The sequence below is a fragment of the Acinetobacter sp. genome, assembly GCF_036659555.1.
In the GTDB taxonomy this organism is placed as follows: Bacteria; Pseudomonadota; Gammaproteobacteria; order Pseudomonadales; family Moraxellaceae; genus Acinetobacter.
In genome coordinates this window covers 41,376-68,222 of the sequence record NZ_JAVXCI010000002.1, presented here as the reverse complement: position 1 = coordinate 68,222, position 26,847 = coordinate 41,376, and the positions used below count along the sequence as shown (strand labels likewise).

Annotated in this window: 22 protein-coding genes; 14 read left to right on the top strand and 8 right to left on the bottom strand. The window is 51.6% G+C overall.

Translation table 11 applies throughout. The features are described 5' to 3' along the window. The first annotated feature begins 222 nt into the window (after window positions 1-222). From rpoC to htpG, 9 genes are all read left to right on the top strand, one after another. Window positions 223-4,425 carry a DNA-directed RNA polymerase subunit beta' gene (rpoC, locus tag RSA72_RS00740; RefSeq protein WP_332632634.1) on the top strand — a complete coding sequence of 1,401 codons (4,203 nt, stop codon included), beginning with the start codon at window positions 223-225 and terminating at the stop codon, window positions 4,423-4,425. An 87-nt stretch (window positions 4,426-4,512) separates the two neighbouring features. Next, window positions 4,513-6,516: a tetratricopeptide repeat protein gene (locus RSA72_RS00735; protein WP_332623142.1), complete on the top strand. Its 2,004-nt coding sequence runs from the start codon at window positions 4,513-4,515 to the stop codon at window positions 6,514-6,516. 158 nt (window positions 6,517-6,674) lie between these two features. Then, a complete protein-coding gene (locus RSA72_RS00730) occupies window positions 6,675-7,214 on the top strand; it encodes a hypothetical protein (protein ID WP_332623144.1) in 540 nt (179 codons plus the stop codon). 155 nt (window positions 7,215-7,369) lie between these two features. Then, window positions 7,370-7,726 carry a DNA transfer protein p32 gene (locus RSA72_RS00725; protein WP_332623149.1) on the top strand — a complete coding sequence of 119 codons (357 nt, stop codon included), beginning with the start codon at window positions 7,370-7,372 and terminating at the stop codon, window positions 7,724-7,726. A gap of 241 nt (window positions 7,727-7,967) precedes the next feature. Continuing rightward, window positions 7,968-8,834, top strand: a complete 867-nt coding sequence (locus RSA72_RS00720; RefSeq protein ID WP_332623145.1) for an alpha/beta fold hydrolase — start codon at window positions 7,968-7,970, stop codon at window positions 8,832-8,834. A gap of 114 nt (window positions 8,835-8,948) precedes the next feature. Further along, complete coding sequence (locus RSA72_RS00715; protein ID WP_332623146.1) at window positions 8,949-10,364, top strand: Na+/H+ antiporter family protein; 1,416 nt, start codon at window positions 8,949-8,951, stop codon at window positions 10,362-10,364. 291 nt (window positions 10,365-10,655) lie between these two features. Continuing rightward, window positions 10,656-11,318: an OmpW/AlkL family protein gene (locus RSA72_RS00710; RefSeq protein ID WP_332632632.1), complete on the top strand. Its 663-nt coding sequence runs from the start codon at window positions 10,656-10,658 to the stop codon at window positions 11,316-11,318. A 175-nt stretch (window positions 11,319-11,493) separates the two neighbouring features. Beyond that, window positions 11,494-11,838 carry a lysozyme inhibitor LprI family protein gene (locus RSA72_RS00705; RefSeq protein WP_332621712.1) on the top strand — a complete coding sequence of 115 codons (345 nt, stop codon included), beginning with the start codon at window positions 11,494-11,496 and terminating at the stop codon, window positions 11,836-11,838. A 100-nt stretch (window positions 11,839-11,938) separates the two neighbouring features. Continuing rightward, the gene (htpG, locus tag RSA72_RS00700; RefSeq protein ID WP_332621711.1) at window positions 11,939-13,858 is read left to right on the top strand and encodes a molecular chaperone HtpG; all 1,920 of its coding nucleotides are present in this window, start codon (window positions 11,939-11,941) and stop codon (window positions 13,856-13,858) included. A 64-nt stretch (window positions 13,859-13,922) separates the two neighbouring features. Here the strand turns inward: htpG and RSA72_RS00695 are convergent, their stop codons facing one another. The 6 genes from RSA72_RS00695 to RSA72_RS00670 form a co-directional block, all read right to left on the bottom strand. Further along, window positions 13,923-15,047, bottom strand: coding sequence for a hypothetical protein (locus RSA72_RS00695; protein ID WP_443098263.1), 1,125 nt, complete (start codon window positions 15,045-15,047; stop codon window positions 13,923-13,925). Between the two features lie 92 nt (window positions 15,048-15,139). Beyond that, window positions 15,140-16,474: a hypothetical protein gene (locus RSA72_RS00690; RefSeq protein ID WP_332621710.1), complete on the bottom strand. Its 1,335-nt coding sequence runs from the start codon at window positions 16,472-16,474 to the stop codon at window positions 15,140-15,142. A gap of 13 nt (window positions 16,475-16,487) precedes the next feature. Beyond that, on the bottom strand, window positions 16,488-16,667 hold the full coding sequence (locus tag RSA72_RS00685; protein ID WP_332621709.1) for a hypothetical protein: 180 nt from the start codon (window positions 16,665-16,667) through the stop codon (window positions 16,488-16,490). A 259-nt stretch (window positions 16,668-16,926) separates the two neighbouring features. Then, window positions 16,927-17,109, bottom strand: coding sequence for a hypothetical protein (locus tag RSA72_RS00680; RefSeq protein WP_332621708.1), 183 nt, complete (start codon window positions 17,107-17,109; stop codon window positions 16,927-16,929). A 231-nt stretch (window positions 17,110-17,340) separates the two neighbouring features. Next, a complete protein-coding gene (locus RSA72_RS00675) occupies window positions 17,341-17,565 on the bottom strand; it encodes a glycine zipper domain-containing protein (RefSeq protein WP_332621706.1) in 225 nt (74 codons plus the stop codon). A 170-nt stretch (window positions 17,566-17,735) separates the two neighbouring features. After that, a complete protein-coding gene (locus RSA72_RS00670; protein WP_332621705.1) occupies window positions 17,736-18,620 on the bottom strand; it encodes a LysR family transcriptional regulator in 885 nt (294 codons plus the stop codon). A gap of 224 nt (window positions 18,621-18,844) precedes the next feature. Here RSA72_RS00670 and RSA72_RS00665 point away from each other — a divergent pair, with 224 nt between their 5' ends. Next, entirely contained in the window at window positions 18,845-19,453 is a 609-nt protein-coding gene (locus RSA72_RS00665) for a LysE family transporter (RefSeq protein ID WP_332621704.1), read from the top strand. 191 nt (window positions 19,454-19,644) lie between these two features. Here RSA72_RS00665 and RSA72_RS00660 read toward each other — a convergent pair whose 3' ends face one another. Both RSA72_RS00660 and RSA72_RS00655 read right to left on the bottom strand, forming a co-directional pair. Continuing rightward, the gene (locus tag RSA72_RS00660; protein WP_332621703.1) at window positions 19,645-20,331 is read right to left on the bottom strand and encodes a DsbA family oxidoreductase; all 687 of its coding nucleotides are present in this window, start codon (window positions 20,329-20,331) and stop codon (window positions 19,645-19,647) included. A 130-nt stretch (window positions 20,332-20,461) separates the two neighbouring features. Then, complete coding sequence (locus RSA72_RS00655; protein WP_332621702.1) at window positions 20,462-21,355, bottom strand: LysR family transcriptional regulator; 894 nt, start codon at window positions 21,353-21,355, stop codon at window positions 20,462-20,464. A gap of 165 nt (window positions 21,356-21,520) precedes the next feature. On the opposite strand from RSA72_RS00655, the gene RSA72_RS00650 reads away from it, so the two are divergent. From RSA72_RS00650 to RSA72_RS00635, 4 genes are all read left to right on the top strand, one after another. Beyond that, complete coding sequence (locus RSA72_RS00650) at window positions 21,521-23,038, top strand: CoA-acylating methylmalonate-semialdehyde dehydrogenase (protein ID WP_332621701.1); 1,518 nt, start codon at window positions 21,521-21,523, stop codon at window positions 23,036-23,038. Between the two features lie 11 nt (window positions 23,039-23,049). Then, window positions 23,050-23,940 carry a 3-hydroxyisobutyrate dehydrogenase gene (gene mmsB, locus RSA72_RS00645; RefSeq protein ID WP_332621699.1) on the top strand — a complete coding sequence of 297 codons (891 nt, stop codon included), beginning with the start codon at window positions 23,050-23,052 and terminating at the stop codon, window positions 23,938-23,940. A gap of 85 nt (window positions 23,941-24,025) precedes the next feature. Beyond that, window positions 24,026-25,681: an AMP-binding protein gene (locus tag RSA72_RS00640; RefSeq protein ID WP_332621697.1), complete on the top strand. Its 1,656-nt coding sequence runs from the start codon at window positions 24,026-24,028 to the stop codon at window positions 25,679-25,681. A gap of 25 nt (window positions 25,682-25,706) precedes the next feature. Beyond that, the gene (locus tag RSA72_RS00635) at window positions 25,707-26,834 is read left to right on the top strand and encodes an acyl-CoA dehydrogenase family protein (RefSeq protein WP_332621696.1); all 1,128 of its coding nucleotides are present in this window, start codon (window positions 25,707-25,709) and stop codon (window positions 26,832-26,834) included. The last annotated feature ends 13 nt before the right edge of the window (window positions 26,835-26,847 follow it).

Genomic DNA, 26,847 nt, shown 5'->3' with positions numbered 1-26,847 from the left:
CCAAAGAGATCCGTTCTTTAGGTATCAACATTGAACTGAAAAATGGTGACTAAGTAACCATTAATCCCCCCAACCCCCTTTGAAAAGGGGGAGTTCCGACACTAAATAAGTTGGAGCTTCCCTCCTTAGTAAAGGAGGGATTGAGGGAGGATTGTTCAGTTAAAAAACAATATTTGTGACCCAGTCGAGTGAGCTTTACTCCTCGACACACGGAGAAAAAAATTGAAAGACTTGCTCGATATCATGCGCAAAAAGACGGACTCAGACGGTCATGCTCCAGTAGAGTTTGACCGCATCCGTATTGGTCTTGCGTCGCCAGAAATGATTAAGTCATGGTCTCACGGCGAAGTGAAAAAGCCTGAGACAATCAACTACCGCACGTTCAAGCCTGAACGCGACGGCTTATTCTGCGCCAAAATCTTTGGCCCGGTAAAAGATTACGAATGCTTGTGCGGTAAATACAAGCGCATGAAATACAAAGGCGTCATTTGTGAAAAATGCGGCGTCGAAGTCACCACGGCGAAAGTCCGCCGCGAGCGCATGGGCCACATTGAGCTGGCTTCTCCAGTCGCGCACATCTGGTTCCTGAAATCCTTGCCTAGCCGCATCGGCCTGCTGCTGGACATGACATTGCGCGATATCGAACGCGTGCTGTATTTCGAATCTTATGTGGTTACTGACCCGGGCATGACGCCGTTCGAAAAATACCAGCTTCTGAACGATGAAGAATACTTCAATGCCTTGGAAGAGCATGGCGATGAATTCACAGCGAAAATGGGCGCGGAAGCGGTTCAGGACCTGCTGAAAGACATCGACCTTGAAGCTGAAATTTCCCGCCTGCGCGAAGAAATTCCAATAACAACGTCAGAAACCAAGCTGAAAAAAGCCTCTAAGCGCCTGAAGCTGATGGAAGCATTTAAGGATTCGAACAACAAGCCGGAATGGATGGTGATGAATGTACTTCCAGTACTTCCGCCAGATCTCCGTCCGCTGGTTCCGCTTGAAGGCGGCCGTTTCGCGACGTCTGACCTGAACGACCTTTACCGCCGCGTAATCAACCGCAACAACCGCTTGAAGCGCCTGCTTGACCTGGCTGCGCCGGACATCATCGTGCGCAACGAAAAGCGCATGCTGCAAGAGTCTGTTGATGCATTGCTGGACAACGGCCGCCGCGGCCGCGCGATTACCGGTTCGAACAAGCGTCCATTGAAATCTTTGGCCGACATGATCAAAGGTAAGCAGGGCCGTTTCCGTCAGAACTTGCTCGGTAAGCGTGTTGACTATTCAGGCCGTTCGGTGATTACCGTTGGTCCGAACCTGCGCCTGCACCAGTGCGGCCTGCCGAAGAAAATGGCGCTTGAACTGTTCAAGCCGTTCATCTTCGCGAAACTGCAGGCTTCAGGCCAGGCAACCACCATTAAAGCTGCCAAGAAAATGGTTGAGCGCGAAACCCCTGAAGTTTGGGACGTTCTTGCTCACGTGATCCGCCAGCATCCAATCATGCTGAACCGTGCGCCTACACTTCACCGTTTGGGCCTGCAGGCATTTGAACCGACCCTGATTGAAGGCAAGGCGATCCGCCTGCACCCGTTAGTCTGCGCCGCGTTCAACGCCGACTTTGACGGTGACCAAATGGCGGTGCACGTTCCATTGACGCTTGAAGCGCAATTGGAAGCCCGCGCGCTGATGATGTCGACCAACAACATCCTGTCGCCTGCCAACGGCGAGCCGATCATCGTGCCGTCTCAGGACGTGGTCTTGGGCCTGTATTACATCACCCGTGATGCGATCAATGCCAAAGGCGAAGGCATGGTGTTTGCCGATACGCATGAAGTCAACCGCGCACTGGCGACCGGTCAGGTAGACTTGCACGCCCGCGTAAAAGCGCGTGTGCACCAGACCGTGATTGATGAAAATGGCAACCGCGAACAGCAGACGATTGTTGTAGACACAACGCCGGGCCGCTGCCTGCTGTGGGAAGTTGTTCCTGAAGGCATGGACTTCCAGCAAATCAACGTAGAGATGACCAAAAAGAACATCTCTAAGCTGATCAACTCCTGCTACCGTAAATTGGGCCTGAAAGATACCGTTATCTTCGCTGACCAATTGATGTACCTAGGCTTCCGCCAAGCGACGCGCTCAGGCGTATCGGTGGGCATGGAAGACATGCTGATTCCGCCGACTAAGCAGGTCATTATTGACAAAGCTGAAACTGAAGTCCGCGAAATCGAGCAGCAGTTTGAGCAGGGCTTTGTGACTGCCGGCGAACGCTACAACAAAGTGGTCGATATCTGGGCGCGCACCAACGACCAGGTTGCGAAAGCGATGATGGACAACCTGTCATTCACTACTGTGAAAAACAAGCAGGGTGAAGACGAGAAGCAGAAATCATTCAACTCGATTTACATGATGTCTGACTCCGGCGCCCGTGGTTCGGCAGCTCAGATCCGTCAGCTGGCGGGTATGCGCGGCCTGATGGCGAAACCGGACGGTTCGATCATTGAAACCCCGATTAAAGCCAACTTCCGTGAAGGCTTGACGGTACTTCAGTACTTCATTTCAACACACGGCGCGCGTAAAGGCTTGGCCGATACAGCGCTGAAAACAGCGAACTCCGGTTACCTGACCCGCCGTCTGGTAGATGTTGCGCAGGACTTGGTGATTACTGAGCCTGACTGCGGCACTTTGGGCGGTCTGGTAATGACGCCGTTCATTCAGGGCGGCGACGTTATCGAGAACTTAGGTACTCGAGTTCTGGGCCGTGTTGTTGCTGAAGATGTGAAGAAAGCCGGTTCTGACGAAGTTCTGCTGCCGCGCAATACTTTAATTGATGAAAAACTGGCTGCCTTCCTTGAAGAAGCCGGCGTCGATGAAGTTAAAGTGCGTTCAGTCGTTTCCTGTGAATCGACTTTCGGCGTGTGCGCGAAATGCTACGGCCGTGACCTTGCGCGCGGCCATCTGGTGAACCCGGGTGAATCTGTCGGCGTTATGGCGGCTCAGTCAATCGGTGAGCCGGGTACGCAGTTAACCATGCGTACATTCCACGTCGGCGGCGCAGCCAGCCGAACTTCTGCAGCCAACAGCGTGCAGGTCCGCAACAAAGGTACCGTGCGTTTCCACAATGTGAAAACCGTACAGCATGCCAAAGGCCACCTGGTATCGACTTCACGTTCAGGTGAAATCGGCATCGCGGATGATTTAGGCCGTGAACGCGAGCGCTATAAACTGCCTTACGGCGCGTCAATCTTGCTGAAGGATGGCCAGTCTGTAGAAGCCGGCGGCATTGTCGCGACTTGGGATCCGCATACGCATCCATTGGTGACGGAAGTTGCCGGTAAAGTGCGTTTCAGCCAAATCGCTGACGGCGTAACCGTAACATCGAAAACTGATGATGCGACGGGCATGACCACCATCGAAATCCTGCCGGTGACTTCGCGTCCTGCGTCAGGCAAAGATTTGCGTCCAGCGGTGGTACTGGATACGACCGATGGCGGCGAACAGTTCTACTTCCTGCCGCAGAATACGATTCTTTCCGTCCGTGACGGCGAAACGATTGGTGTCGGTGACGTTATCGGCCGTGTGCCTCAAGAAACTTCACGTACCCGCGACATTACCGGCGGTCTGCCGCGCGTAGCGGACTTGTTTGAAGCGCGCAAGCCGAAAGAGCATGCGATTCTTGCTGAAGTTTCCGGTGTTGTAAGCTTCGGTAAAGAAACCAAAGGCAAAAACCGTCTGGTGATTACGCCGGATGACGGTTCTGAGATCTACGAAGAGCTGATTCCGAAATGGCGCACCATGAACGTGTTCGAAGGCGAGCATGTGAACCGCGGTGAAACTGTTTCTGACGGTCCGCAGAACCCGCACGACATCCTGCGCCTGAAAGGCGAAGTGGCGCTGACCAACTACATCGTGAACGAAGTTCAGGACGTATACCGTCTGCAAGGCGTGAAAATCAACGACAAGCATATTGAAGTCATCGTGCGTCAAATGCTGCGTAAAGTTGACATTACTGACGGCGGCGATACCAGCTTCATCAAGGGTGAACAGGTGGATTACATCCGCATGGTTCAGGAAAACCAGGCTGTGCTTGCGCAGAACAAGTTCCCTGCCAAGTATGAACGCCAATTGATGGGTATCACCAAAGCGTCGCTTTCTACCGACTCGTTCATCTCTGCTGCATCGTTCCAGGAAACAACCCGCGTGTTGACTGAAGCGGCTGTAACAGGCAAAGAAGATGACCTGCGCGGCCTGAAAGAAAACGTGGTTGTGGGCCGCCTGATCCCAGCGGGTACAGGCTTGGCTTACCATCTGGAGCGCCGCCGCCAGGAATCGGAAGCTGCCGAGCTTGAGCTTCACAATGACTTCTCTGATGTGGATCAGGCTTTAAGCCAGGCCTTCAGTCAGGAATTCAACAGCGGCTTATAAGCTTTGAGCTGAATTAAGAAAGGCGCCTGCGGGCGCCTTTTTTTATAATATACTTAAGTGAAATAAAATTTGCATTAGGAAATAGCTTTGAACATTAAAGAAAATAAGTTGCTAAGTTCTCTTTTAAATGAGGTGCAACTAAATATATCAGAAGACAATAATTATAAAATTGATAAAAACGTATTAAAAAAAATTAGTGAATTAAGTGAGCAGTCAAATAATATATTTTGGCATGATGTTGCTATAGATTATATGAAAGTAAAAAACATAAAATATATTGAGTGCTTGGAAAAGATTATTAATTTAAATGATACATCATATATGAGTGCATGTCGTATTTTAGGTAGAAAATATTTAGAGGATGGGGATTTAAATAAAGCCTTTGATATTTTAAATTCTGTAATTAATGTTGATGAAGAAATTTATTTTAATGCACGTATTGATTTAGCAATTGTTCTAGAAAAGCAGGGAAATCCTGAAGGTGCAATAAAAACTTACAGTGATATCATAAAGCAGACTAATAAAAATGATGAGGAGTATGCAAAAGCACAACAAAATTTAGCTGGCTTATATATGAAGAGAAAAATGTATGAGCAAGCAGAACAATGTTTAAATAAAATTTTATCCAAACATGGAATTTGCTATGCGGATGCACAATTTGGTTTGGGTATAATTTATAGTTTTAGAGGGGACGATATTAAAGCTTTAATATTTTATCAAAATGTGGATAAAATATATTTAGAAACATACTCTAAAGCTAAGTTTAATGAAGGAAATATCTATCATGGATTAAATGAATATGCTTTAGCAAAAAGTTCTTATATGGAAATTTTGGAAAGTGAGCATGATCTATATTCAAAAGCTAGGTATTTAATAGGCAGTATTTATTTAAGAGAAGGAAAAATAGGAGAAGCATCTGAATTCTGGAAACAGATTTCTAGAGATACAGAGGTCTACTCAGGCTTTGGATATCAAATAAAACACACCCTGGATGTAAATCGTATTGTTGATCAAGCACACCAGGATTCATACTTGTATATTTTAAACAGAGTACAAGAAACTTTAAAATATTTAATTATTACGTCCGATATTGAATCAGATATTGCACATTATACCAATATAACAGTGTCTAAGTTATTACTTTCAACAGATGAAAAAAGTGAGGGTGCTAGACTTAAATCTCCATTACGTTTAAATACCATTGATTTGATGAATGATCCTGAAGAAGGTTTATTATTAAATAAATTATTATATCTGGATGAAAAAATTTCTACTCCAGATTTAGCTTTTATTAGCTGTTTTACCTTGCATCATGATTCATTGAATCAATTTCGCCTTTATGGTAAAGAAAGTCAGCAAGAGGCAACTGGTCTAAGTTTAGTACTCTCAAAAGAATTTTTTGCGAAAGAACATAATATTCTGAATATGCTTAGTAGACTCGATTCTCGAAAATCAGCCATAGCAGAACAGCAAGAAGTAAATCAGAATGCAAAAAAGTGTGATAAAAAAGAACTTTCAAAAAGGTCATTATTTCGGTGTATCTATTTAGACCCGGCTTCAGGCTTAATTAAAGTCGCGCAGCGTGAAGAATGGAGTTTTCATCGAGAGCATAAAGCTGAAAATAAAAAACATATTCTTGAACCAAATCCTGAAGCAAAAAAATTATGGAAAGAATATCAGGAGGAAATTTCTAAAATTGAATTTGAAGTGAGCAAAGGCTTAATAGCACTTATAGATCAAATAAAAATGTTAAATCAATCTAAGCTAAATCCTGATGAGCAAAAATTATTAGCCGAAATCATTTTACCTTTACGCTATTTAATTAAGCATATGGCATTTAAAGAAGAACAAGAGTGCCGAATGATTTACGTGACTCAAATGGATAATGAATTAATTCAATATGATGAGAAAATTAATCGTATTTATATCGATTATGAACCATCAATTATGGAGCATTTAAAAAAGATATATCTTGCGCCTAAAGCTTCAGGTGAAAAAATGGTTTTTGAATATTTGTGTTCTCGTGGGAAAGAAGTAAGAAAAGGCAAAGCTTCTGTAAAAGTTAAAATTTCTCAAAACCCGTTTCGATAAATTTGTTTAAGCAGGCGCCTGCGGGCGCCTTTTTTATGCAAAAAAATCCAGGGGAATAATGAAAATTACCGCTTTATTCCGCTGAAAAAATCGCCTATATTAGAAAAATAACAATTGAATTTATTCACTTTCTTTTAAATAAAATAATAGGGCATGAAATGAAATCTATCCGTACATTATTGGCATTTTCAACTTTATCCGCTGCTGCCGGCGCATTTGCGGCGCCAATGCCGAATAGCATTGTGATTGATGATAAAGCGGTTGTGCCGGTGCTGAAAACCGAAGTGATCCGCAAAGTCCAAGGGCAGGCGCCTGTGCGGACGGTTGAAGCAACCGTTTTTGAAGTGTCGAATAAAGGCAAGGACATTGTGGCGCGGGAAATCCAGCTGCAGGACAATCAGGGCCAGTTTTCAGACAAGCCGCTGTCCATTCCCGTGCTGAAGCAGGGCAGCGTGATTGTGCCGACCTCTAAAATTGAATTGAATAAAACACTGAAGCAGGATGGGCAGATTATCTCTCAAAGCAAAAAACTGGATGCAGAGGGCATGGAGTTTAAAAAAGGCCAGGAGCCGGTAAAGCGCACGCTGCAGCTGGATCAGGCTAAAGCGCCTGAAAGCGGCGTCAAGCTGTCGCATGCGGTATTGACGGAAAACGGCGCGGTGAGCAAAGATATTGTGGTGCTCAGCGAAGAGGAATAAGCCGCTGCGGATGCGCAGAAAGCCCTGGCCAGCGCCGGGGCTTTTTTACAAATCACTGCAAATTTGGCCTGAGACGTAACATTCGCTTGGATTTAGTTTCATATTATGGAGCTAAGCTCTAGCTTATCGGAAAGGAAAGGGGAATGGCCATGAACATGAAAAAATTATGCTGCGCAATGGCCGCGGTTGCCCTGTCGGCGGCGCTGCTGGCAGGCTGTGAAAGCATGTCGGCGAATGAACAGCGCATTGGCGCTGCTGCGCTTGGCGGCGCGATTGGCGGCGGCGTGGGCAGCAAGGTCGGCGGTACAGCAGGCGCAGCCATTGGCGGCGGTGCAGGCGCTGCGGTCGGCAGTAAAACCCAGAATGGCTCAAACCGCAACGCAACTTACAGCGGCGTCGGCGGCGCGATCGGCTCGGCGGTCGGCAAAAGCGTCTTAGGCGGCAATGCCGGCGCAGCCATCGGCGGCGCGATTGGCGGCGGCGCGGGCGCTGCCATTGAGCAGAAACGCTGATTCCTGCAGCAAGAACCGAGCGCCTGCCTGTCAGGCGCTTTTTTATGGCCGGCACTTTGCTCGCGGGGCGCAGCCTGAATTTTAAGGCCGCCGGAATGGCCATGATTTTCTGATCAGGGGCAATTGCTTTTTACCGGCATCTCAGCATACTGGAACATAATTAAAAAAAAACGGCATGGATCAGATTGCCGCTTCATTATGATCAAAGGCCAGCCTGCAGGGCCGGAAAAAGGAATGCCATATGGATGCGCGCGCGCAATGGGTCAACACGGCCGATCAGCAAAGGCTGTATGTGAAAAGCTGGGGCGATGGCCGCAATCCCGCCCTGATTCTGGTGCATGGCTATCCTGATCATCAGGAAGTCTGGGAGCGGGTGATTCCGCACTTAGTTCAGGATTTTTTTGTCGTGACTTATGATGTACGCGGCGCGGGCCAATCCTCTGCGCCCAGGCGCGTCAAGGATTACCGGCTGGAGCAGCTGTCTGCGGATCTGGCCAGCGTGGCGCATGCGCTATTGGGCAGCCGGAGCTTTCATCTGGCGGCCCATGACTGGGGTTCCATTCAGTCCTGGGAATCTGTTACGGACGCGCGGTTCCGGGGGCGGATTTTATCCTATACCACAATTTCAGGGCCGTGCCTGGACCATGCGGCCTTCTGGATGCGCGGGCAATTCAGGCATGAAAAGGCGGCGTTTTTCCGGCAGCTGGGCAAGTCCTGGTACATCGCTGCTTTTCAGCTGCCGTTTCTGGCGCCGGCTGCCTGGCGATTTTTCAGTCCGGAACGCTGGCGCAGAATTGTCGCCCGGCTGGAAAGCAGCGCGGATTTGCCTTTAAATGCCAGTATTGCCAGAGACGGCAAATACGGCGTCGGGCTGTACCGCGCCAATTTTACCCCGCGCCTGCTGAAGCCGCGCGCGCGCTATGCAGTTTGCCCGGTGCAGGCGGTGGTGCTTAAGCGCGATCAGTTTGTCAGCCCGGCATTGATTGATGAAATGCCGAAATGGGCAGAGCAGTTTTCCCGCGTAGATGTGGATGCCAATCATTGGGCGGTGCTGAGCCAGCCCGAAGCGATTGCGGGCTGCATCCGCGATTTTGCGCGGAAGAACTGAACCGCGGATTTTTCCGCAGCCCGGCGCAGGCCTGACCGAAAGCTGATCAAATTACAGTTTAAGATTTTTTAATCTGCTAAAATGGCGGCTTTTCGTCTTCCCCTAAATTTATTCATGAATGCCGTAGTAATTGCGATTGCCGTGATGTTTATACTCTCCATGGCGCGAGTTTCTGTTGTTTTGACTTTGGTCATTTCAGCAATTGTTGGCGGTTTGGTCGCAGGACTGAGCCTGTCAGACACCATTAATGCCTTTAATGCCGGCTTAGGCGACGGCGCCGAAGTGGCGCTGGCCTATGCGGTTTTGGGCGCATTTGCCTTGGCGCTGTCGAAATCCGGCCTGCCGGATCTGCTGGCGCATAAGCTGATCGGCATGCTCGGCGCTGAAGTGACTCAGGCCCGCGCCACCAAGGTGAAGTATCTGCTGCTGGGCATTTTGCTGGTCGCCGCGGTTTGCTCGCAGAACTTGATTCCTGTGCATATTGCGTTTATTCCTGTGCTGGTGCCGCCTTTGCTGAAGGTGATGAACCATCTGAAACTGGACCGCCGCGCAGCGGCCTGCGTCATGACCATGGGCCTGGTGGCGACCTACATCTTCCTGCCGGTCGGTTTCGGCGCCATTTTCCTTGAACAGATTTTGATGGGCAACATCAATAAAATTGGCGCAGCCTACGGCCTGCATGTAGAGCGCTGGATGATGCCGGCAGGCATGGCGATTCCTGTGCTGGGCATGCTGCTGGGCATGCTGTTTGCGGTCTTTGTCAGCTACCGCAAGCCGCGCATCTACACCGACCGCGCCGTGGCGCGCGTAACCGCGATAGATTTGGATAAGCCGGTCCGCGCCGGCGATGTGCAGCTGCTGGCGGACGACGCGGAAGAATTAAAGCAGGAAGCGGAAAAAGCGCCGGTCATTGCCAAAAAAACCATGCTGATGGCCTTTTTGGCGATTGTGCTGACTTTGGTCGCGCAGCTGTATTCAGGCTCCATGATTCTGGGCGGCCTGGTCGGTTTTGCAGTCTTGTCCGGCGCTGGAATTTTCAAATGGCAGGATGCCGATGATGTTTTTGTGCAGGGCATGCGCATGATGGCGCTGGTCGGCTTCATTATGATTTCCGCCGCCGGCTTTGCCTCGGTGATGACTGCAACGGGCGACATTAATCAGCTGGTGAACGGCGTAGTGCATATCATTGGCGGCAACCATGCGCTGGCGGCTTTCCTGATGCTGTTTATTGGCCTGTTTGTCACCATTGGCATCGGTTCATCCTTTTCCAGCGTGCCGGTTCTGGCGGTCATCTACGTGCCGCTGTGCGTGCAGTTCGGCTTCAGCCCATTGGCAACCGTGGCGCTGATCGGCACCGCTGCCGCCTTGGGCGATGCCGGCTCGCCGGCTTCCGATTCGACTTTGGGGCCGACAGCCGGCTTGGGGGTTGACGGCCAGCATGACCATATCTGGGATACGGTTATTCCAACCTTCATCCACTTCAATATCCCGCTGCTGATTTTCGGCTGGATCGCCGCCATGGTGCTCTAAAATGAAAAAAAGGCGATTTTAAAATCGCCTTTTTTATTATCAATTCTGATTAAAAAGGTTGGTATAAAATAAAATAACGCATTATTAAACTTGATTAAAACTGTCGGTATTTAAATATGTATTTATAATAAATATTATAAAAATAAAACCAAGCTGTGGGCTGGGTTTAAAATAAATGATGATTATAAACAAATAGATATAAAATAATAAAAATAAAGTAAATTAATAATGTTGCATAGTATTGAAACAATTGTTTAATATTTAATTATTCATTCTAGAAGGTTGTTTAAAATGTTAAAACAAGCTGCTTTTATTGCATTATTGGGGATGTCTGCTTCTGCGATGGCTGGTCAGTGGCAGGTGAAAATTGGCGGTTCTGCTTTAGCGCCGCAAAACGATGATAACGGCACTCTGAATATTCCATTGGCAGCTGGCGGTTCTGCTGCCATGAAAGCGGAAGTAAGCAACGAGATAAATTTCACGCCTTCTATTGAATATATTTTTGCTAACTCGCCTCTTTCAGTAGAGCTGTTATTGGCAGCGCCTTTGAAGCATGATGTAAACATTGGGGCAATTGATGATGCAGCATCATTCAAGCATTTGCCGCCGACAATTACAGCAAAGTATAACTTTAAAAACTCGACCCGCTTTACGCCATATGTAGGTGTCGGCGCGACAGTTGTTGTGCCGTGGGATGAAACACTTTCTCAAACAACTAAAGATGCGACTGGCGCTGAAAGTTTAGATGCGGATATAGCTTACGGTGTTGCTGGCCAAGTCGGCTTTAATTTCCAGCCGGCGGATGCGAAAAACTGGGGTGTATTTGCAGATGTGCGTTATGCAAATGTAAAAACTGAATTAACTGCAAAAACTCCAGACGGCACGAAAGTAAAATTAGGCGATTTGGAAGTGAATCCGTGGGTTTACACAATCGGCTACAGCTACAAGTTCTAATTTCCAGAATTTAATCAGCGCAAAGGCCCCATCTTCCCGGTGGGGTTTTTTATCGGCTAAAATAAAATTATAACAAATGGTAAAATTATGCTGCCGGTTGAATCCGCAGCTGAAAATGCTGCCGGCTTGAGGCAGTATAGAAAATCAATCAGAATAATATTCAGGAAGCGCAGCAATGAAAATAGGACAATTATCCGCTTTAGCATGTTTGTGCGCCGCCGGCTTTGCGGCGCAGGCCGCCAGCTTTGACTGCGCGAAGGCGCAAACTCTGACCGAGCATGCCGTGTGCGGCCACCGCGCATTGAATGATGCGGATGTGAAAATGGCTGTGACATACGGCATTATTAAGCGCCTGGTGCCGATGGGAACGCGGGGCGAGATTCAAGAGCAGCAGCTCAAATGGCTGCAGCTGCGTGATCAGTGCCGCGATAACTTCAGCTGCCTGAGCGACGTTTACAGGATGCGCCAGCAGAAGCTGGATCTGTATATGGAACGGATTTATAGGCAGGGGCCATTTTAGCCGTTAAATTTTATCCATTCCGGCATTGAAAATCTGCAAAGCTGCTCCATTCATATAACAGTCAATAAAAACACTGTTCTATGAATTTAAGGAGTAACTGATGAGCGAGCAAAACGCGCAAAAACACAGCTTTCAGGCAGAAGTGGCTCAGCTGCTGCATTTGGTGACCCATTCACTGTATTCCAATCCTGAAATTTTCCTGCGCGAACTGATTTCCAATGCATCCGACGCCTGCGACAAATTGCGCTTTGAAGGCATTAATCATCCTGAATATTATGAAAATGACCCGGAGCTGCATGTCCGCGTGATTTTGGATAAAGACAGCAGAACTATCAGGATTTCTGACAACGGCATTGGCCTGAGCCAGCAGGAAGCGGTTGACAACCTCGGCACCATCGCCAAATCCGGCACCAAGGACTTTATGTCTAAGCTGACTGGCGACCAGAAGTCGGATGCGCAGCTGATTGGCCAGTTTGGCGTGGGCTTTTATTCGGGTTTTATCGCCGCCGATAAAATTACCGTCGAATCGCGCCGCGCGGGTCTGGAGGCCTCTGAAGGCGTGCGCTGGATCAGCGCTGGCACCGGCGAATTTGAAGTGGAGCAGATTGACAAGGCTTCACGTGGAACAGACATTATCCTGCATCTGCGCGATGATGCTTTGCAGTATTTGGAAGCGCAAAAAGTTAAGCAGATCATCAATAAGTATTCAGACCATATCAGCCTGCCGATTGAAATGCAGAAAGAAGTCTGGCAGGAGGAAGAGGCTGCTGAGGGTGAAGCGCCGAAGGGCGGCCAGTATGTGAAGACTGATGAATGGGAAGCGATTAACTCCGCCAGCGCCTTGTGGACCCGCAGCAAGAGTGAAATCAGCGATGAACAGTACACTGAATTCTACAAAAACTTGAGCCATGATTTTGATGCGCCGCTGGCCTGGACGCATAACCGGGTTGAAGGCAGCACCGAATATACCCAGCTGCTGTATATTCCGGGCAAAGCGCCCAGCAACATCTTTACCCGCGAAGCCAAAGCTGGCATCAAGCTGTATGTGAAGCGCGTGTTTATTATGGATGATGCCGACAATCTGATTCCGAACTACCTGCGCTTTGTGCAGGGTGTTGTGGACAGCGCGGACTTGCCGCTGAATGTCAGCCGCGAGCTGCTGCAGGAAAGCCGCGATGTGAAGACCATCCGCGAAGGCAATGCGCGCCGTATTCTGAATCTGCTGGACAGCTTGGCGAAGTCTGAAGATGAAAAAGATCAGGAAAAATTCAAAACCTTCTATGCGGAATTCGGCGCCGTGCTGAAGGAAGGCCTGGGCGAAGACTTCGGCAACCGTGAGCGCATTTTAAAGCTGCTGCGCTTTTCCAGCTCTGTCAATGATGAAGCGGAAACATCGCTGGCGGACTATAAAGCCCGCATGAAAGAAGGCCAGAAAGCCATTTATTATGTGACGGCAGACAGCCTGAACGCTGCCAAGAACTCGCCGCAGCTGGAGCTGTTCAAGAAAAAAGGCATTGAAGTCCTGCTGATGTCTGACCGCGTGGATGAGTGGGCGATGGAATTCGTCAATGAATTCGACGGCTTGCCGATGCAGAATGTAGCCAAAGGCGCTGTGGATTTAGGCGACCTGCAGGATGCCGAAGAGAAAAAGGCGCTGGAGCAGGCAGCCGAGCAGTTCAAGCCTGTGGTGGACAAGCTGTCCGATTCATTGAAGGGCAAAACTCAGGAAGTGCGCGTCACCACGCGTCTGGTCGATTCCCCGGCCTGCCTGGTGACCGGCGAGGGCGAGCTTTCGCCACAATTGATCCGCCTGCTGCAGCAGGCGGGCCAGCCTGTGCCTGAAAGCAAGCCGATTCTGGAAATCAACCCGGCGCATCCGCTGGTGCAGAAACTGGAAAGCGCAGCGCAGTTTGACGATTTGGCCAACGTGATTTTTGATCAGGCTTTAATTGCTGAAGGCGGCCTGCCGGAAGATCCGGCTGCCTACATTAAGCGGGTGAACAGCCTGCTGCTGCAATAATGCCGCGGCAAAAGTAAAACAGAAAGCCTCCGTCAGGAGGCTTTTTTTTATGGGCGGGCGCTGATTAAAACAGCGCTTCTAAACGCACTGAGGCGCCAATGAAATGGCTGCGGTCCGCGCGGCGGTCATTCAGGTAATTGAGATCACCTTGAATGAAAAACCATTCCCTGACAAAAGGCTGGCGCCATGAAATGAATGGGCCGTAGCTGTTGAGGCGCAGGTCTTTATTGTCCAGGAAGCCGCCGGTATACAGGCCGTAGCTGAAGGTGTTGCCGTGGAAAAACTGATGCTGGCGGAAAATGAAATTGTCCCAGTTTAAATCATCGTCCTGCGCGTCGGCATAGGTCAGGCTGAGCTGATTGGACAGGATCGGCTGATTGGGGCGGGCATGGGTCAGCTCAATGTTGGTGCGCAGATAGTTTTCACTGTCGACGCCGTAGCGGTACATCTGTTCAGCATGCAGTGAAAAGTCATTTTGCAGCGTCCAGTTCTTTTTGGCTTTCAGGCGCAGGTAGATGTCATCGCCGGAACGCACGCCTAAGTCCAGATCTGTGTCAAAAGGAATATGCTTGGACAGCTTTGACCAGCGCAGCGCCAATGAGCTGTTGTCTTCTTTTGCGCGCTGGCCGTCCACGGTTTTGTCCGGCTGGCCGGCGGCGTTTTCATTGCTGATGGCGACACTGTTTGCCAGTTCGTTATCCAGGCTGTCATCCCCGAAGACCAGGCTGACTTTGCGCTCCAGCGCCGGAAGCTTCAGCTTTCCCCGGATGCGCGGCTTGATGTCATAGCCGTCATGCTTATTCCAGCGGTTGTCGACAATCACGCGCAAGGTCGCAGAAGCGGGCTTCTTCGGGTCCGGCTCGCCGAACCAGTTGTCCATTTTATTGGCGGTTCTATCTGCCCAGTTGCGGATGCCTTTTTGCTGGCGGTCGCTCCATGTGCCGTCTTCGGTCTGATCGGTAGGCGGGGTGATGCCCTGATCTGACTGTTCCGGCAGCCAAGTCGGCACGGCATCAATCACCCGCGGAATTTGAAATAAAATTCCTTGGCCAGTGCTGTCCTGCGCCGGACTTGTTTCTGCATTCTGCGCAGGCGCTGCCGCTTCATTGGCCGAAGCAGCGCTGCAGGCCATCCCCAGTATGGCGGATATGAAAATTTTTTTGGCAAAGCTGATTCTGATTTTTGGCATGTTTTAAAGCTCTTATATATATCCTCTGCTCAGCTGTAGTTTTGTATAATTTTCAGTCAAAAAGCAAGGATAAGCTGCAATAATAATACTATTTAATTGGAAATATGCTGCTGAATTGCCTCATGTAATTCCATGACATCCACCGGCTGGGCCAGCCCGGCAATAATCGACTGAATCATTTGCCAGCTGAGGCCGTGGCGCCTGTGCAGCAGCAGGTGCGGATAGGCCTGCTCTGTTCTGGACAGCGCCAGCCGGTTTTCGCCGTGAATCACGCGGATTTTCTGGCGCTCTTCCAGCAGCAGCAGCGGCGTGCCGCTGCTGGCCTGCTGTTCGGCAAACTGAATGAATTTCCGGGTATGGATAAAATGCGCAGGAATGAAGGGATGATAGCCTTCAGCCTGCCATACGGCCTCAGCCTGCTCATTGCTGCATTTAAACAGCGCGTCCGCATGCGTCAGGCATGCGCTGAGCGGTTCCCAGCCAATTTCCTTCAGGGCGGCGATATCATGCTGAAACTGGCTGCTGAACAGCTGCGCCATGCGCACAGCCTGCATGGCATCCACCGCGCCGAGCAGAATCAGATGCTTAATGAACCGGCCTTGAGGGTTGACCTGTTCGGCAATATAGGCCGGGCGGCTTTGCCAGCTGTCCAGTTCTGAACAGTGCAGCAGCATGTCGGCATGCTGGGAAATTTCAGGCGCGCCGGGCAGTTCCAGGGCATACAGGCGCTGCAGCCGGGCTTCCGGCTGAGGCAAAGCATGAAGCTGTGCAGTCCATTGCTTCAGTTGTAAAAACTCAGGAACTGGCGCTGCATTTCCGCTGCAGGCTGCGCCGCTGGCTGTCAAATCAGGCGCTTCGGCATCTGCTGCATTGCAATTCAGCGCAGGCTCCGGGCGCTGCTTAGGCGGCTCCGGGCTTAAGGTTAGCGCTGCCGCTGCAAGGTTTTCCGCTGCAGCGCGTTCGCGGAGTTCTGCATTGCTGCGCAGGCAGGCATAGTGTTTTTGCTGTTCCAGCAGCCAGGCATAGCACGGTTCAAAGCTGCCCCAGGCGCTGATCAATGCTGTGCGCCCGGGCGCGGGGATCAGCCAGATCTGCCAGCCTTCACGCGGCGGATGCAGAAAGGCCCAGCCGGATTCCGGCGCTGCATACAGGGCATCTTCCAGCGCCTGTTCAGCGCTGAAATAGCCGCGGAAGCTTTGAGAGAATGGCGTGCTGTCGGCAAAGGCATGGGCTGCCGCATGCGGGTCGGTCAGCGCCTTGTACGCTAACAGCTGCTTGTGAAAAATAGCTTCATCGCATAAGGCGAAAATATTATGGATTCTTTTTTTTGAGCTGGCGATTTCATAGAAAGATAAGGCACGATGTTCTAAATTATCAATTAAATCGTGCAGTTCCTTAATGAGCAGCGCTTTTTCTAACGCATTCATTCAGACCTGTCCCCTAAAGAAATTTCTGCGCTTTTTCTAAATGCCCGGCTAAGACGATATTGACCGCCAGCTCCACTAATTTATATTCTGCAGAATTGGGCTGCTGATATTTTTCAGCCATTTCAATCAGGTAATCAATGCTGACGGCCTGAGGCGAAATTTTACCCTGTATAAGCGCTTGAAGTTCTTGCATAGGAAAACCTATGTGCATGGAAGAATAAATAAAGTTGCATTGATTATAGGGTTTTCAGCAAAAAATACATGAAAAAAACGTCAGATTTTGACGCAGGGATGAAAAAAATGACAAAAAATCCAAGCTTTAAGAAAGAAGCAGCCTTTCACGCATGAGGCGCCGGGCGCGCTTGCTGCCGGGAAAAAACCAGCGCAAATAAAAAAGCAGGCAGGCTGCTAGCCTGTCTGCTTTTTTCTGCTGGAAAAGCGCGCTTTTAAAGTTAAGCTGCTTTTTCAGATTTTACAGTGCCCTGCGCGGAAGCAGGCGCTTTGCTGTCAGCAGCGGCGACTTGCGCCGGCGCTGCTTTTTTCACCGGGAAATCCGGCACATGCACAACCTGCGCGGACACAGTTGCAGAAAGCGCCATGACAGCGGCAGCGGATACAGATTTCAGGGTGTTCATTGCTTTATCCTTTCCAAAAGAAAGCCCAGCTCGGCTGGATGGGGAGACGCGCTTTAATGCGCTAAAATTCATGAAAATAATATCAAAAAATAAGCAATTAAAAATGATCAATCCGGCAAGATTGGATAAGTTTGATATTTTTTATTTTTATAAAACAATATATTAGAGTATTTATTCTAGGCGGCCTAAGCGCAATTAGGCCACTTCTGATTTTTCATGCAGCGCCGCAAGCTACCGCTTTTTAGCGCATTTTTTCTGATAGATTTTGCCCGCAATGCCGCCGATGACCGCGCCGCTGAATGTGCCGAAAACCGGAAGGATGCTGCCGGCCGCAGCGCCAATCAGTGCGCCTTTCAGGGTCGGGGAAAATCTGGAAGCTTTGGCTGCGCATGCCGAATGCGCCGCTGAATCCTGCTGAGCTGGCTCTAAAGCAGATGATGGAGTCTCTGTGGTCATATTGCTCTCGATGGCTGATGGAAAAAGGAGTTTCCAGCTTAGCGGAGAATCCGGCGGCGCGCTGTCCTGCGCATGTAAAAACAGGCTGCGGTTTGTAAGCTGCAGATCAGGATGGAGCTAAGCATTCAGGCGCCCGGCAAAGGGCTTTGCGGTTGCGCAGTAGCTGGCGCTTATGGCTGAAGCGCCAGTATTTTAGCCTGGCTGTCCATCATCTCTTTTTTCAGCCACTGCATGAACATGGCTTTCCGGCAGTCATGCTCAAAAGGAGTATTGGACAGAAGGTGATAGGCCGAGCCGTCTTTAAAAGCTGGCGCCATATTGGCTAAAAAACCATATTCAAGCTCTTTTTCGATCATATAAATTGAAATAACGGTTGATCCTAAGCCGGAAAGGCATCCTTCCAGACAGAGGTGGAAATGCTCAAACTCGATGACTGGGCAGCCGGCAATAATTTTATGCATTGCCTTGTTTTTATATAATTTTCTGTAGAAGTCCGGTCTGGATTTTGAAACCAGAAGAGTTTGACTCATTTCCATTTTCCGGCTTTTCGCCAGAACAATATATTCATCAGCCAATTTCTCACTGAAGATGCTTCTGCTCCAGGCGAAATCATCGCGCCTTAGGGCAAGATCAATGCCGCTTTTGTCAAAATCTACTGCGCCGCCGCCGGTGAATAAAACAATATTGAAGCCGTAATTAAGCGCCTGAAATTTGGATAAGCGCGGAATCAGCCACTTCATGGCAAGGGTCGGTTCGCATGATAAAACCAATTGATTTTTTTCGGCGTTTTTTTGATTTAAGTCAATCAGGCACATTTCCAGCTGGCTGAAAATTTTTTGGCAGCAGCTCAGCAGCAGTTTGCCCTCTGGGGTCAGAAGAAGCAGCTTATTCGAGCGCTCAAATAGCGCTATGCCGATATTCTCTTCCAGATTTTTAATCTGCTTGCTGACAGCGCTTTGCGTCACGAATAATTTTTCCGCGGCCAGGGTGACGCTGCCAAATGTCGCAACAAAGTAAAAAAACTTCAGTGAATTCAAAGATACTTTTTCTATCATTCCAAAAACTCATCATCTGTGCGGAAATTTATTCAATTTTAATTTTTTGAAATTGCTGCAGAATAAGCCTGTCTTAAACTGCATGTCAGACTTAAATATATGAAAAATATCCTTATTTATTGCAATTTTATTGAGAAAGACAGCCGGAATTCAATTCAGGCCCTTTCTGCCAGCAGGGCAGCGCAGCTTAAACTGCAATATAGCATGAACAAAGGGAATAGCTGATGGGGGAGCTTACGGCTGCAGCCGGCATTACTCTGCTCGCTGTGATCAGCCCCGGCGCAGATTTTGCCATCGTCACCAAAAACAGTTATCTGTATGGCCGTAAAATCGGCGTGCTTACTGCACTGGGCATCGCCTTCAGCGTATTATTCCATGCGGCTTATGCAGTGACGGCTGCAGCTTTCATTCTGGAGCGGCTCCCGCAGCTGCTCACGCTGATGAAGCCTATTGGGGCTGCCTATTTGATCTATATCGGCTATAAAGCTTTTTCTCAGGCTCCCGCAGCCGAACTGGATTCAAGCCTGAAGGCAAATGCAATGCAGTCTTTAAAATATGGGTTCTTTACCAATGCATTAAATCCGAAGACGGCTTTATTCGTCATCAGCATTTATACCCAGATTGTTAGCCTGAGCGCGCCAAAAATAGTTCTTTTAGGCTATGGCCTATTCATGTCTTTTGCCCACTTGGCATGGTTTTCAGCTGTTGCCGTGCTGTTTTCATCCGCGGTATTGTGGCGGAAAATGCTGAGCCAGCAGGCTGCCGTCAATAGAATCATTGGCTCGCTGCTGAGCCTGCTGGGGATGCTCCTTCTGCTGGCGAATTTTCAGTAGCCCAGCCCATGGCTGGCTCTGCTGCAGGCAGCGCTGAGTTCAGCGTCAGGTGGATGAACTGGAATATGCGCTGAATGCAGAGATCCGCGTGCATGAGGAATTCAGGCCAAATAAAAAGGACGGATTGCCGCGGCATGCGGCAATCCGTCCTTAACGCTGTCCAGCTTTCCGGGCTTAAGCCCGGCAGGCGGCTATTTTTCAGGCAGGTCGCAGGCGTCATCCGCGCACTGCGGCGCATTATCCGCCGCCGGCGCTTCCTGCGCTTTTTCCAGCACCTGCAGGAACACTTCTTTCGGCTGCGCGCCGGCCAAAGCGATGCGCTGATCAAAGACAAAGAAAGGCACGCCGGTCACTTTCAGCTGGTCGCGGGCCACTTCCTGATCAAATTTCACAAAGTCGGCATACTGGTCAGAGTCCAGCAAGTCATCCACCTCAACCGGATTTAAGCCAATCCGTGAAGCGACATCTTCCAGCGTTTCGCGTTCGCCGATGGCCAAGCCCTGGGTCATGTAGCTGAAGAAAAATGCTTCTTCCGCTTCGGAGCCTAAGCCTTTGCTTTGCGCCAAATGAATAATGCGGTGCGCATTGAAGGTATTGCCGGAATTGGCATTTTCCCAGTTGAACTGAATGCCTTCCTGCTGCGCCATGGCGGCGATATTGCGCTGCATTTCTTCGACTTCCGCCAGCGTGCGGCCGTATTTCTGCGCCAGGCGCTCCGAGTTGGAAATTTCCTGGCGTGCCGGCGCATCTGCATCCAGCTGAAAGCTGTGCCAATGCACTTCCAGTTCTACCCCAGCCTCGGCAGCCGCCGATTCCAGGCGTTTTTTGCCGATATAGCAAAATGGGCAAACCACATCAGACCAAATATCTACACGCATGCGCTATCTCTATTTCTTGCTTGGGGGATAGATGGGGGCTGCGCGGAAAATTTAAAGCGGGAATGGCCGGAAAAGTGCATGCTGCTGTTTTGGCGCGCTTTCATCACGCATTTTTCAGCCGGCAGCGCGTTTAGGCGGCGCTTAAATCCATTAATAAATGCTGCTGCGCATCGACCTGCTTGCGCAGGAAATCCCACACCAGCTTAATCCTCGGCTCATGCTGCAGATCGACCAGGGTCAGCATCCAGAAGGTATGGGTAAAGCGGATCTGCGGATGCAGCACCTGCTCCAGCTCCGGCTTGTCTTCGGCTAAAAATTTCGGCAGGATCGCCAGCCCTGCGCCGGCGCTTACCGCCAGCTGCTGCGCCAGTATGCTGCTGCTGCGGAAATTTGCAGTGAGCTGCAGCGGCAGGCGCTCCAGGCAGTACAGCTCCGGGCTGTAAATCAAGTCATCAATATAATTCACAAAGCGGTGCTGATTTAAGTCTTCAAGGCTGCGAATGGCTGGGGAGGCCGCCAGATAGGCTTTGCTTCCGTAAATCTTCAGGCAGTAATCGGTCAGGCGGGTGATGATGTAGGGGCCTGATTTCGGGCGGTCAATTGAAATGACAATATCGGCTTCGCGGTGCGACAGCTTGACCATTTTCGGCACAGGAATCAGGTCGATGGTAATGGACGGATAGTGCCGGGAAAACGCCACCAGCAGCCCGGTAAGGAACGCCGTGCCGAAGCCTTCGGGTGCGCCGATTCGCACACGGCCTTCCAGCGGATTGTGCGGCTTTTCAATCTGCAGATAGGCCTGCTCCATCTGTTCAATGCGCGGCACCAGCGCCATTCCTTCCAGCGTCAGCTCGTAGCCTGTGGCTTCGCGCCTGAACAGCTGCGTGCCTAAAGCCAGCTCCAGCGCCTGAATGCGCCGGGCCACGGTGCTGTGTTCGACGCCGATAATCCGGGCTGCGCTGGTCAGGGTTCTGGCGCGCGCCAAGACCAGAAAAAAGTGTAAATGATCCCAGTCGATTTTCATTGTATTGCCACATCCTGTGCAAATTCGCACATTGATCGTGCACTAATTTGCGTAGGTGGTCAAAGGGATATTTGCTAGTCTGATTTTAACGCAGCGGCAGGCAGCGCCATGATGATGATGCCTGCCGGCGCAAGCACAATAAAAATGATGACCCAAGGAGAGGCCATGAACGCGGTTCATAAAATACAGCTCAATAATGCGCAGCTTTTAATTAACGGTGAATTTGTCGAATCAAAAACGCAGCAGTGGCAGGATATTGTCAATCCCGCAACGCAGGAAGTGCTGGGGCGGGTGCCGTTCGCCACGCCGGATGAGGTGAACGCGGCCATTGCGGCGGCGCAGAACGCCTTTGCGGACTGGCGCCAGACGCCGATTCAGGCGCGCATGCGCATTATGCTGAAGCTTCAGGAGCTGATCCGGGCCAATGCCAAAGAGATTGCCAAAGTATTGACGGCAGAACAGGGCAAGACTTTAGCGGATGCCGAAGGCGATATTCAGCGCGGGCTGGAAGTGGTTGAGCATGCCTGCTCCATTGGCACCCTGCAGATGGGCGAATATACCGAAGGCGTGGCGCGCGGCGTGGACACCTATACCCTGCAGCAGCCTTTGGGGGTGTGCGCAGGCATTACGCCATTCAACTTTCCGGCAATGATTCCCCTGTGGATGTTCCCGATGGCGATTGCCTGCGGCAATACCTTTGTGCTGAAGCCGTCTGAACAGGACCCGCTTTCAACCATGATGCTGGTTGAGCTGGCAGTGCAGGCCGGTGTGCCGGCCGGGGTTTTAAACGTGGTGCATGGCGGCAAGGAAGTGGTGGATATGCTGTGCACGCACAAGGATATTCAGGCCATTTCTTTTGTCGGCTCGACTCATGTCGGCACCCATGTCTACAACCTGGCGGGGCAGCATGGCAAGCGCGTGCAGTCGATGATGGGCGCCAAAAACCATGCCGTGGTCATGCCGGACGCCAATAAGGAGCAGACCCTGAATGCCTTGGTTGGCGCGGCTTTCGGCGCGGCTGGACAGCGCTGCATGGCCTTGTCTGTTGCGGTGATGGTGGGCGAAAGCAAAAACTGGATTGAGGCCTTGGTGGAAAAGGCCAAAACCCTCAGCGTCAATGCCGGCCATGAGCCGAATACCGATATCGGCCCGGTGATTTCAGCGCGCGCCAAGCAGCGGGTGCTGGATTTAATCGGCAGCGGGGTTGCGGAAGGCGCCAAGCTGCTGCTGGATGGCCGCGGCGTGCAGGTTGAAGGCTATGAGCAGGGCAACTTTGTCGGCCAGACCATCTTCAGCCAGGTGACTGCCGATATGCGCATCTATAAGGAAGAAATTTTCGGGCCTGTGCTGGCAATCATCTGCGTTGATACTTTGGAGGAAGCCATTGCGCTGGTGAATGCCAATCCATTCGGCAACGGCGTTGGCCTGTTCACGCAAAGCGGCGCCACGGCGCGCACTTTCCAGCATCAGATCAATATCGGCCAAGTCGGCATCAATATTCCAATTCCGGTTCCAGTGCCGTTCTTCAGCTTTACCGGTTCGCGCGGCTCAAAACTCGGCGATTTAGGCCCCTACGGCAAGCAGGCGGTGCAGTTCTATACCCAGACTAAAACCGTGACCAGCCGCTGGTTTGAAGACACGCAGGAAACCGCCGAAGTCAATACCACGATTAATCTGCGCTAAGGAGAGCGAGCATGAATATTGCATTTATTGGCCTGGGCAACATGGGCAGCTCCATGGCGCAGAATCTGCTGCAAGCCGGGGAAAATGTTTTTGGCTATGACTTAAGTGAAAAGGCGCTGCAGCATTTCGCAGCCGGCGGCGGAGTGGTTTGCGGCAGCCCGCAGGCGGCCGCCCGGCAGGCTGATATTGTCATTACCATGCTGCCGGCAGCCAAGCATGTGCGCGAAGTGTACCTGGGCGAAGAGGGCGTGCTGGCGGTTTTGCAGGCCGGCAGCCTATGCATCGACTGCAGCACCATTGACCCGCAGACCATTAAAGACATCGCCGCGCAGGCGCAGCAGCAGGGCATTCAGGTCTGCGATGCGCCGGTTTCAGGCGGCACGATTGGCGCCAAAGCCGGCACCCTGACCTTTATGGTGGGCGCGGACGCGCAGACCTATGCGGCTGCGCAGCCGATTCTGGCCTTAATGGGCAAGAATACAGTGTCCTGCGGCGCGGTCGGCGCTGGCCAAATCGCAAAAATCTGCAATAACCTGATTTTAGGCATTTCGATGACCGCGGTGGCTGAAGGCATGGCGCTGGGCGCAAAACTGGGCATTGACCCTCAGGCTTTGGCCGGCGTGGTCAACAGTTCCAGCGGGCGCTGCTGGAGTTCGGAAGTCTGCAATCCATGGCCGGGCATCAGTGAAAATGCGCCTGCCGGCCGCGATTATCAGGACGGTTTCGCCAATCAGCTGATGCTGAAGGACTTAGGCCTGGCGATTGAAGCGGCGGCGCAGGCCAAGCAGCCGGTGCTGCTGGGCGGGCTGGTGCAGCAGATTTACCAGCAGCTGTGCCTGAAAGGCAGCAGCCACTTGGACTTTTCAAGCGTAATCCAGCAGTATCAGCCGCATGCGGGCTGACTGCCGGACCGGGCCAGAGGATGGCCGCTTGAAAAAATAAAAACTCTGTCGTGAATAAGAACAACGCTAGACTGAGGTTGAAATTATGTTGAAATATCAAGAAGCTGCTCAAGAATTTGACTTGAATAAGGCGGCGGCCCAGCTGCTTTCAGGCTCGCTGGATGCGCTGAATGCCTGCTATGAATGCTGCGACCGCCACGCGGCGTCGGACAAAGTGGCCATCTACTGGCAAGGCATTGACGGGCGAAGGGAACAGTACACCTTTAAGCAGCTGCAGCAGCGCGCCAGCCAATTCGCCAATTACCTGAAGTCGCAAGGTGTGCAAGCCGGCGACCGGGTTTCCGGGCTGCTGCCGCGCACAGCCGAGCTGGTGATCACCATTCTGGCGGCCTGGCGCATCGGCGCCGTATACCAGCCGCTATTTACCGCTTTCGGCCCCAAAGCCATTGAGCACCGCGTGCAGCTGGCGCAAAGCAAGTTTGTGGTGACCGATATGGGCAACCGCAGCAAGCTGGATGAAGTGGCGGACTGTCCGGCCATTATTACTGTGGCGGCTGCAGATGGCTCAGGCCTGCCTGAAGGCGACATTGATTTCTGGCAGGCGCTGGATGCGCAGCCGGAGCAGTGCGAACTCACCATGCGCAGCATCAATGACCCTTTCCTGCTGATGTTTACTTCAGGCACCACCGGCCTGGCCAAGCCGCTGGAAGTGCCGCTCAAGGCCTTGATTGCTTTTGGCCGCTATATGCAGGACGCTGTGGGGCTGGCGGAAGATGATGCCTTCTGGAATATTGCAGACCCGGGCTGGGCATATGGATTGTACTATGCGATTACCGGCCCGCTGCTGCTGGGCCATGCCACCCTGTTTTACGAAGGCGGCTTCAGCATCGACAGCTTCTGCCAGATTGTGCAGGATTATCAGGTGACTAACCTTGCCGGCGCGCCAACCGCCTACCGCATGATGATGGCCGCCGACCCGCAGAAAATGGCCGCATTGCGCGGGCAGTTCCGCCGCGTCAGCAGCGCCGGCGAACCATTGAACCCTGAAGTGATCCGCTGGTTTGACCAGCTTCTGGACGCGCCGATTTATGACCATTACGGCCAGACGGAAGTCGGCATGGTGGTGTGCAATCATCACGGCCTTGAGCACGCCATCCGCGCCGGCGCAGCCGGTTTTGCCAGCCCCGGCTATAAAATTGCGGTGATTGACGCGCAGGGCAATGCCTTGGCGGAGGATACCCCGGGCATTCTGGCCATCGACCTGAATCAGTCGCCGATGATGTGGTTCGGCGGCTATAAGGAAAGCCGGAAATCGCCGTTTATCGGGCATTATTACTTAACCGGCGACACTGCGGAAATCCATGCCGACGGCAGCATGAGCTTTGTCGGGCGCAGCGATGATGTGATTACCACCTCCGGCTACCGGATTGGCCCCTTTGATGTGGAAAGCGCCCTTCTGGAGCATGATGCGGTGATTGAGGCCGCGGTGGTTGGCGTGCCTGACCCGGAGCGCACCGAAGTGGTGAAGGCCTTTATTATTCTGGCCAAAGGGCTGGAGCCGACTGCGCATCTGGCTGAAGAGCTGAGCCAGTTTGTGAAAAGGCGCCTTTCCGCGCATGCCTATCCGCGGCTGGTGGAATTTGTGGCGGAGCTGCCGAAAACCCCGAGCGGCAAAATACAGCGCTTTCTGCTGCGCAATCAGGAAATCAGCAAGCAGCAGGGCGCCGGCAGCGCAATTTAATACAGCAATTTAAAGGAATGAATTTATGCAGCTGACCGAAGAACAGGTACTGATTCAGGATATGGCGCGGAGCTTTGCGCAGGAGCAGATCAAGCCCTGCGCCAGCGAATGGGACGCCAAAGGCATTTTTCCGGCGCAGGCCCTGCAGCAGATGGGCGAGCTGGGCTTTATGGGCATGCTGGTGCCTGAACAGTGGGGCGGTTCCGACACCGGCAATCTGGCCTATGTTCTGGCGCTGGAAGAAGTGGCGGCTGCCGACGGCGCGACCTCGGCGATTATGAGCGTGCATAATTCCGTCGGCTGCGTGCCTATTTTGAAATTCGGCACGGATGAGCAGAAGCAGCGCTTTTTAACGCCGCTGGCGCAGGGCCGGATGATCGGCGCATTTGCGCTGACCGAGCCGCACACCGGTTCCGATGCGGCCGCCATCAAAACGCGCGCGGTGAAGGACGGCGATGACTACATTTTAAATGGCGCCAAGCAGTTTATTACCTCGGGGCATAACGCGGGGGTCATTATCGTCTTTGCCGTGACTGACCCGGGCGCGGGAAAAAAAGGCCTGAGCGCCTTTTTAGTTCCGCGCGACAGCGCCGGCTATGAAGTGATCCGGGTGGAAGAAAAACTCGGGCTGCACGCCTCGGATACCTGCCAGATAGCTTTAACCGATGTGCGCATTCACAAAAGCCTGATGCTGGGCAAGGAAGGCGACGGCTTGAAAATCGCCTTGGCCAATCTGGAAGGCGGGCGCATCGGCATTGGCGCGCAAGCGGTCGGCCTGGCCCGCGCCGCCTTGACCGAAGCTGCGCGCTATGCCAAAGAGCGCTGCGCTTTCGGCAAGCCGATTTTTGAACAGCAGGCGATTTCCTTCCGCCTGGCCAGCATGGCCACCGAAATTGAGGCGGCCCGGCAGCTGGTTCACCATGCGGCGCGCTTAAAGGAAGCCGGCCGGCCCTGCCTGACGGAAGCCTCAATGGCCAAGCTGTTCGCCTCGGAAATGACCGAGCGCGTATGCTCGCAGGCGCTGCAGATTTTCGGCGGCTACGGCTATTTAAAAGATTTCCCGATAGAGCGGATTTACCGCGATGCGCGGATTTGCCAGATTTATGAAGGCACCAGCGACATTCAGCGCCTGGTGATTGCGCGCAGCTTATAAGTGAAATAAGGAT

Bases quoted from the DNA above. Each gene is read 5' to 3' on its own strand.
- RSA72_RS00730 (WP_332623144.1), top strand. From the start codon at position 6,675: ATGAAATCTATCCGTACATTATTGGCATTTTCAACTTTATCCGCTGCT.
- RSA72_RS00725 (WP_332623149.1), top strand. From the start codon at position 7,370: ATGAAAAAATTATGCTGCGCAATGGCCGCGGTTGCCCTGTCGGCGGCG.
- RSA72_RS00720 (WP_332623145.1), top strand. From the start codon at position 7,968: ATGGATGCGCGCGCGCAATGGGTCAACACGGCCGATCAGCAAAGGCTG.
- RSA72_RS00715 (WP_332623146.1), top strand. From the start codon at position 8,949: ATGAATGCCGTAGTAATTGCGATTGCCGTGATGTTTATACTCTCCATG.
- RSA72_RS00710 (WP_332632632.1), top strand. From the start codon at position 10,656: ATGTTAAAACAAGCTGCTTTTATTGCATTATTGGGGATGTCTGCTTCT.
- RSA72_RS00705 (WP_332621712.1), top strand. From the start codon at position 11,494: ATGAAAATAGGACAATTATCCGCTTTAGCATGTTTGTGCGCCGCCGGC.
- htpG (WP_332621711.1), top strand. From the start codon at position 11,939: ATGAGCGAGCAAAACGCGCAAAAACACAGCTTTCAGGCAGAAGTGGCT.
- RSA72_RS00695 (WP_443098263.1), bottom strand. From the start codon at position 15,047: ATGCCAAAAATCAGAATCAGCTTTGCCAAAAAAATTTTCATATCCGCC.
- RSA72_RS00690 (WP_332621710.1), bottom strand. From the start codon at position 16,474: ATGAATGCGTTAGAAAAAGCGCTGCTCATTAAGGAACTGCACGATTTA.
- RSA72_RS00685 (WP_332621709.1), bottom strand. From the start codon at position 16,667: ATGCAAGAACTTCAAGCGCTTATACAGGGTAAAATTTCGCCTCAGGCC.
- RSA72_RS00680 (WP_332621708.1), bottom strand. From the start codon at position 17,109: ATGAACACCCTGAAATCTGTATCCGCTGCCGCTGTCATGGCGCTTTCT.
- RSA72_RS00675 (WP_332621706.1), bottom strand. From the start codon at position 17,565: ATGACCACAGAGACTCCATCATCTGCTTTAGAGCCAGCTCAGCAGGAT.
- RSA72_RS00670 (WP_332621705.1), bottom strand. From the start codon at position 18,620: ATGATAGAAAAAGTATCTTTGAATTCACTGAAGTTTTTTTACTTTGTT.
- RSA72_RS00665 (WP_332621704.1), top strand. From the start codon at position 18,845: ATGGGGGAGCTTACGGCTGCAGCCGGCATTACTCTGCTCGCTGTGATC.
- RSA72_RS00660 (WP_332621703.1), bottom strand. From the start codon at position 20,331: ATGCGTGTAGATATTTGGTCTGATGTGGTTTGCCCATTTTGCTATATC.
- RSA72_RS00655 (WP_332621702.1), bottom strand. From the start codon at position 21,355: ATGAAAATCGACTGGGATCATTTACACTTTTTTCTGGTCTTGGCGCGC.
- RSA72_RS00650 (WP_332621701.1), top strand. From the start codon at position 21,521: ATGAACGCGGTTCATAAAATACAGCTCAATAATGCGCAGCTTTTAATT.
- mmsB (WP_332621699.1), top strand. From the start codon at position 23,050: ATGAATATTGCATTTATTGGCCTGGGCAACATGGGCAGCTCCATGGCG.
- RSA72_RS00640 (WP_332621697.1), top strand. From the start codon at position 24,026: ATGTTGAAATATCAAGAAGCTGCTCAAGAATTTGACTTGAATAAGGCG.
- RSA72_RS00635 (WP_332621696.1), top strand. From the start codon at position 25,707: ATGCAGCTGACCGAAGAACAGGTACTGATTCAGGATATGGCGCGGAGC.